This window comes from Pseudonocardia sp. SID8383, assembly GCF_009864975.1.
GTDB classification, from domain to species: domain Bacteria; phylum Actinomycetota; class Actinomycetes; order Mycobacteriales; family Pseudonocardiaceae; genus Pseudonocardia; species Pseudonocardia alni.
Genome location: NZ_WWFY01000966.1, coordinates 1 through 6,685, shown reverse-complemented (window position 1 = coordinate 6,685; position 6,685 = coordinate 1). Strand labels below are relative to the sequence as shown.

The 6,685-nt window shown below is 74.7% G+C and carries 6 protein-coding genes; all 6 read right to left on the bottom strand.

The genetic code is table 11. The features are described from left to right. The coding region (locus GTW08_RS23060) for an amidohydrolase family protein (protein WP_202417581.1) at window positions 1-970 on the bottom strand (970 nt) is incomplete at its 3' end. A 15-nt stretch (window positions 971-985) separates the two neighbouring features. Beyond that, a complete protein-coding gene (gene ffh, locus GTW08_RS23055; RefSeq protein WP_073578181.1) occupies window positions 986-2,554 on the bottom strand; it encodes a signal recognition particle protein in 1,569 nt (522 codons plus the stop codon). Between the two features lie 10 nt (window positions 2,555-2,564). After that, window positions 2,565-3,248: an AAA family ATPase gene (locus GTW08_RS23050; protein ID WP_161152516.1), complete on the bottom strand. Its 684-nt coding sequence runs from the start codon at window positions 3,246-3,248 to the stop codon at window positions 2,565-2,567. A gap of 217 nt (window positions 3,249-3,465) precedes the next feature. Continuing rightward, the gene (locus GTW08_RS23045; protein ID WP_062401005.1) at window positions 3,466-3,804 is read right to left on the bottom strand and encodes a P-II family nitrogen regulator; all 339 of its coding nucleotides are present in this window, start codon (window positions 3,802-3,804) and stop codon (window positions 3,466-3,468) included. Then, complete coding sequence (locus GTW08_RS23040; protein ID WP_217266943.1) at window positions 3,801-5,093, bottom strand: ammonium transporter; 1,293 nt, start codon at window positions 5,091-5,093, stop codon at window positions 3,801-3,803. Before GTW08_RS23040 ends, GTW08_RS23045 begins: the two co-directional genes overlap by 4 nt. A 99-nt stretch (window positions 5,094-5,192) precedes the next feature. Then, window positions 5,193-6,685 (bottom strand): HD domain-containing protein (locus GTW08_RS23035; RefSeq protein ID WP_161152515.1); only part of this gene is annotated, 1,493 nt, incomplete at its 5' end.

Below are 6,685 nucleotides of genomic sequence, written 5' to 3'. Positions count from 1 at the left end.
GCGCGGCCCAGCTCGCGGCGCCGATCGGGTCCGGGTGCCCGGCGCGGGCCAGCTCGGCGATCTCGTCGGCGATCCGGCCGTGCCGGATGCCGCCGCCGGCGTCGGTGCCCGCGTAGACCGGGACCCCGGCCTCGATCGCGCGTCCGACGGTCTCCCAGGCGTGGGCGTGCAGGTCGCGCATGTGGCCGGCGTAGCGGGGGTAGCGCGTCGCCTTCTCCGCGATCCCGGGGAAGGTCTCGACGTTGATCAGGGTCGGCACCAGGGCGGTGCCACGGGCGGCCATCTCCTCGATGAGCTCGTCGGAGAGCCCGGTGCCGTGCTCGATGCAGTCGATCCCGGCCCGGATCAGCCCGGGCAGCGCCTCGGTGCCGAAGACGTGCGCGGTGACGCGGGCGCCGGCCCCGTGCGCCGCGTCGATGGCCTCGGCGAGCACCTCGTCCGGCCAGAGCGGGGCGAGGTCGGCGTCGTCGGGGCCCGCCGCGCGGTCGATCCAGTCCCCCACGAGCTTCACCCAGCCGTCGCCGCGGGCGGCCTGGGCCCGGACCTCGTCGACGAGCAGGCGCGGGTCGTCGAGCTCGGCGGCGAGCCCGGGGATGTAGCGCTTCGGGCGGGCGACGTGCCGCCCGGCCCGGATGATCTCGGGCAGGTCCTCGCGAGCCTGCAGCGGCGAGGTGTCGACCGGGGACCCGCAGTCGCGCAGCAGCAGGGTGCCCGCGTCGCGGTCGGCGCGGGCCTGCGCCGCGCACTCCTCCAGGTCGGTGACCGGGCCGTCCGGGCCGAGCCCGACGTGGCAGTGCGCGTCGACCAGGCCGGGGACGATCCAGCCGTCGGTGACCAGGTCCTCCGCCCCGGGCAGCGGCTCCGGGCTGACCCGCCCGGAGCCGTCGACGTACAGGTCGGCGCCCGCGGCACCGTCGGGGCCCAGCAGCGTTCCGCGGAGCCGCCACCCCGCGGCCGGAAGATCGGTCATGGGTGGCGACCCTAGCTACTTCTTCTTGCCGAAGTTCAGCTTCGACGGGTCGAACCCGGGCGGCAGCTGGTCGAGGTTGCCCAGTCCGGGCGGGAGCTGCTGCAGGCTCGGCGGCAGGTTCGACAGGTCCGGCGCCCCGGCCGCGGCACGGTTCGCGGGGTTGCCGCTGCGCCGGCCCTTCTTGGCCTGCCGGGCCTTGCGCGGGTTCTTCGGGACCTTCTTGGTCGCGCTGCGCCCGCCGCCGCCGAAGCCGAACTGGCCGGCCATCTGCTTCATCATCTTGCGGGCCTCGAAGAAGCGGTTGACCAGGTCGTTCACATCGGAGACCGACACGCCGGACCCGCTCGCGATGCGCTGGCGGCGCGACGCGTTGATGATCTTCGGGTCCTCCCGCTCGGCGGGGGTCATACCGCGGATGATCGCCTGCAGGCGGTCGATCTGACGGTCGTCGACCTGCTCGAGCGCGGCCTTCGCCTGCCCGGAGTTCATCCCCGGGAGCATGTTCAGGATGTTGCCGATCGGCCCCATCTTGCGCAGCTGCAGCATCTGCTGGAGGAAGTCCTCCAGGGACAACTCACCGGAGCTGATCTTCGCGGCAGCGGCCGCGGACTGCTCGGCGTCGAAGACCTGCTCGGCCTGCTCGATGAGGGTGAGCAGGTCGCCCATCCCGAGGATGCGCGAGGACATCCGGTCGGGGTGGAAGACGTCGAAGTCCTCGAGCTTCTCGCCGTTCGAGGCGAAGAGGATCGGCTGGCCGGTGACCTCGCGGACGCTCAGCGCGGCACCACCGCGGGCGTCGCCGTCGAGCTTGGTGAGCACGACACCGGTGAAGCCGACGCCGTCGCGGAACGCCTCGGCCGTGGCCACGGCGTCCTGACCGATCATCGCGTCGACGACGAACAGGACCTCGTCGGGCTGCACCGCGTCCCGGATGTCGGACGCCTGGCGCATCAGCTCCTCGTCGACGCCGAGACGGCCCGCGGTGTCGACGACGACCACGTCGTACTGCTTGTCGCGGGCGTGCGCGATGCCGTCGCGGGCGACGCCGACCGGGTCGCCGGGGCCCTCGGGGAGCTCACCGGAGCCGGTGGCGCCGGGATGCGGTGCGTAGGTCGGGACGCCGGCGCGCTCACCGACGATCTGCAGCTGGTTGACCGCGTTGGGACGCTGCAGGTCGCAGGCCACGAGCAGCGGGGTGTGCCCCTGCCCCCGGAGCCAGCGCGCGAGCTTGCCGGCCAGGGTCGTCTTACCGGCACCCTGCAGACCCGCCAGCATGATGACCGTCGGCGGTTCCTTGGCCAGGTGCAGCCGCCGCGTCTCGCCGCCGAGGATCGCGACGAGCTCCTCGTTGACGATCTTGACGACCTGCTGGGCCGGGTTCAGGGCCTGGGAGACCTCCGTCCCCTTGGCCCGGTCCTTGATGCGCGTGATGAACCCGCGCACCACCGGCAGGGCGACGTCCGCCTCCAGCAGCGCGATCCGGATCTCGCGCGCGGTGGCGTCGATGTCGGCGTCGGAGAGCCGGCCCTTGCCGCGCAGGTCGCGCAGCGTGGATCCGAGCCGCTCGGAGAGGGAGTCGAACACCCTTACCAGCCTACTTGGCCAGCGCCAGTCCCCCACGGGCACCGGAGCGATCGGTGCGACGGACCGAGGACCAGCCGGTCTCGGTGCCCGCCCGCAGGGCGTCGGCGGTGTCGCGGGCGCGCCGCGCGTGCGCCGCGAACGGGCGCGAACGGACCACCCGTCCGCGTGCGTGCTGGCCATCGAGTGCCTGGTCGGGGGCGGTGTCGAGCCACAGCAGGTGCGGTGCGCGGCCGCCGAGACGGGCCAGCGCGCGGATCGCGGCGCGCACCCGGGGCGCGGTCGCGGGCAGGTGGACCACGACGGTGTCCGCGGGGCCGAGGGCCGCGGTGACCACCGACGCCCGGTGGGTCAGGTGGGTCAGCCACCGGTAGGCCGGGTACGGCGTCGCGGCCGGGAGCAGCCGCGCGAGCACGGCCCGGGTGGTCTTGGAGTCGAGGACCCGGGTACCCGCCGGGGCGTCGAGCCCGGCGAGCAGCGTGCTCTTGCCCGCCCCCGGCAGGCCCGCGACCAGCAGCAGCGACCGCCCCGGCAGGACGACGACCAGCGGCGCCGCCGGGCCGTCGTCGGACGGAGGGCCGGGGCGAACGGGCACGCCGGTGCCGTCGGTATCGGCGCGGCGATGCTCGGTGGGGCGGTGCTCGGTGTCGCGGGTCGGCGGGACGGCGCCGGTCGGCACGGCACGGGCGGTGGTCATGTGTGGTGAAACGGTCCGGTCGCCCGGATCGTTCCGATCACCCGGTGTGTCCGGCCCGCCGCGGACCGTCCCCGGCCCGGTCCGCCAGGCCGCGAGACGCACGTTCCCGCCCTCCGCGGGGCGCGAACGTGCTGATCAACGCCCCGGTGCGGGTGGGGCGGGCGCGGGGTGGGCCGGGGCGGCGGGGCCGGTGATGATCACCCGGTCGGCCGCAGGGCTACAGGGCGTCGGTGCCGCGCTCCCCGGTGCGGACGCGGACGACGTTCTCCACCGGGACGACCCAGACCTTGCCGTCGCCGATCCGGCCGGTGTGCGCGGCGTCGACGACCGCCTGCACGACCCGGTCGGCCTGCTCGTCGTCGACGACGACCTCGACCTTGACCTTCGGGACGAAGTCGACGGAGTACTCCGCGCCCCGGTAGACCTCGGTGTGGCCCTTCTGGCGGCCGAAGCCCTGGACCTCGGTCACCGTGAGTCCCAGCACGCCGAGACGCTCCAGCGCCTCCTTCACCTCGCCCAGGACGAACGGCTTGACGATCGCGGTCACCAGCTTCATCGGTCCCCCTCCTCGGTGATCCGCCCGGCCGGCCCGCGGCCCGCCGTGCGCATCGTGCTGAACTCGTACGCGGTCTCGGCGTGCTCGGACTCGTCGATGCCGCCGTGCTCGTCGTCGGGGGCGGCGCGGAAGCCGATCGTCCGCGACACCACCCAGGCGATCAGCGCCGTCATCCCGAACGCCCAGACCGCCGCGACCAGCACCGACAGCGCCTGCCTGCCGAGCTGGGCGGGGCCGCCGCCGTAGAACAGGCCGTCGGCGCCCGCCGGGTTGACCGCGTCGGTCGCGACCAGACCCAGCATCAGCATGCCGATGACCCCGCCGATCCCGTGGATCGCGACGACGTCGAGCGAGTCGTCGTAACCGAACCGGTACTTCAGCCGGATCGCGAGCTGACACAGCAGCCCGGCGAGCACGCCGATCGCCAGCGCACCCCAGGTGTCGACGTAGCCGCAGGCCGGGGTGATCGCGACCAGCCCGGCGACGGCGGCCGAGGCGGCCCCGAGGCTGGTCGGACGGCCGTCGAGCCGGTCCTCCAGGACCAGCCACGCGACGACGGCGGCGGACGCGGCGGTCATCGTGGTGACGAAGGCGTTGGCCGCGGTGGCCCCGGCGGCGAGCGCGGACCCGGCGTTGAACCCGAACCAGCCGAACCACAGCAGGCCCGCCCCGAGCAGCACCAGCGGCAGGTTGTGCGGGCGCATCGGCTCGCGCGGCCAGCCGCGGCGGGCGCCGAGGACCAGCGCGAGCGCGAGCGCCGAGGCGCCGGAGTTCACCTCGACCGCGGCGCCGCCCGCGAAGTCGAGGGCGCCGACGGTGTTGACCAGCCAGCCGCCACGCTGCGACACCGCTCCGTCGACGGCGAAGGTCCAGTGCGCGAGCGGGATGTAGACCACGACCACCCAGACCGCGACGAACAGCGTCCAGGCCCGGAACCGGGCACGGTCGGCGACGGCGCCGGACACCAGTGCCCCGGTGATCACGGCGAACATCAGCTGGAACATCGCGAACGCCTGCACCGGCACGTCGCCGACCAGCGCGTCCGGGTCGGTGATCCCGGCCAGCTCGAACCCGCCGATCAGACCCCCGTGCGAGTCACCGAAGGCCAGCGAGAACCCGAACACGACCCAGACGAGCCCGATCACGCCGAGGCAGACGATGCTCATCATCATCATGTTGAGCACGCTCTTGGCGCGGACCATGCCGCCGTAGAACAGCGCCAGCCCCGGGGTCATGAGCATGACCAGGGCGGCACTGCCGAGCAGATAGGCGGTGTTCCCGGTGTCCACGTCGACACTCCTCGTCGCACGCTGCACCGGGCGGGCCCGCACCGGCGACGAGCATGATCGTCGCCGGGCGGCCGCTGTTGCAAGGCGACACGACCTGCGTCACGTCGTCGGTCGGGCCTCCCCGCGCCCGGCGGCCACCGTGAGGACCGCCTTCTCGATCTCGCTGCGGGCCGACCGGTCCGGGGACCCGCCGATGCCGAAGGAGTCGACGACCGAGGCGCCCAGGGTCTCGACCCGCGCCCAGACGAGGTCGACCCCGGTCCGTTCGAGGGCGGCGGTGACGTGGTGGAGCAGCCCGATGCGGTCGGTGCCGCGCAGCTCCAGCACGACCGCGCCGGTGGCCTCGTCGTCGAACCACAGCACCCGCGGCGGGGCGGTCCGTTCCACCTCCGGCGTCGACGGCGCGTAGTCGCGTTCCTTGCGGGCCAGCGCCTGCACCAGGTCCAGCGACCCGGCGCGCACCCGCACCAGGTCGGAGCGGACCAGCGCCGGGTCGGGCAGGCCGCCGAACCGCGGGGTCACCGCGAACGTCTCGACCGCGACCCCGTCGGACACGTTCACGTCGGCGGTGTGCACCTGCAACGAGTGCAGGGCGAGCACCCCGGCGACGGCCGACAGCACCCCGCGCCCGTCGGGCAGCGCGACGGTGACCGACGCGACGTCGTCGTCGCCTGCGAAGCGGACCTGCGGCTCCCCCGCCGCCGTGACGGCGCCGACCATCTCCCGGTGGGCCGGGTCCGGCGGGCCGGGCTCGACGAACGGGCGGCCGTCGAGCGCGGACAGGCAGCGCCCGGCCAGCCCCTGGATCAGGGTGCGCCGCCACGGGCTCCAGACGCCGGGCCCGGTGCCGAGCGAGTCGGCCTCGGCCAGCGCGCCGAGCAGCTCGAGGAGCAGCGCCACGTCGGCGTCGCCCCGGCCGGTCGGTGCGACCGCCTCGCGCAGCGTCTCGAGCACCCGCGACACCGTCGCCGGGTCCTCCGGGTCGCGACGGGTCGCGGTGTGGGGCAGCAACAGGTGGTGGCGCACCATCGCCGCGAGCAGCACGAGATCGCCCTCACGCAGCCCGAGCCGCTCGCCGATCTGGCGGACCAGCGACTCGCCCACCACCGAGTGGTCACCGCCGCGGCCCTTGCCGATGTCGTGCAGCAGCGCGCCGACCAGCAGCAGGTCCGGGCGCGCGACCCGGGTGGTGAGCCGGGCGGCCTCGGCACAGACCTCGACGAGGTGGCGGTCGACCGTCCAGACGTGCGTGCGGTCCCGCGGCGGCAGGTCGCGGACAGCGCCCCACTCGGGGAACAGCCGCCCCCACAGCCCCGTGCGGTCCAGCGACTCGACCACCGCGACGGCGGCCTTGCCGGTCCCGAGCAGGGCGAGCAGCTCGGCCAGCGCCGTCCGCGGCCAGGGTGCGCGCAGCTCCGGGGCGGTGTCGGCGAGCCGGGACAGAGTGCCCGCGGAGATCGGCAGCCCGGTGCGGGCTGCGGTGGCGGCGACCCGCAGGACCAGGGCCGGGTCCTTCGCCGCGGACGCGTCGCGGGCGAGCCCGACCTCCCCCGCGTGCTCGACGACGCCGGAGTCCAGCGGTCTGCGCACCG

Bases quoted from the DNA above. Each gene is read 5' to 3' on its own strand.
- GTW08_RS23050 (WP_161152516.1), bottom strand. From the start codon at position 3,248: ATGACCACCGCCCGTGCCGTGCCGACCGGCGCCGTCCCGCCGACCCGC.
- GTW08_RS23045 (WP_062401005.1), bottom strand. From the start codon at position 3,804: ATGAAGCTGGTGACCGCGATCGTCAAGCCGTTCGTCCTGGGCGAGGTG.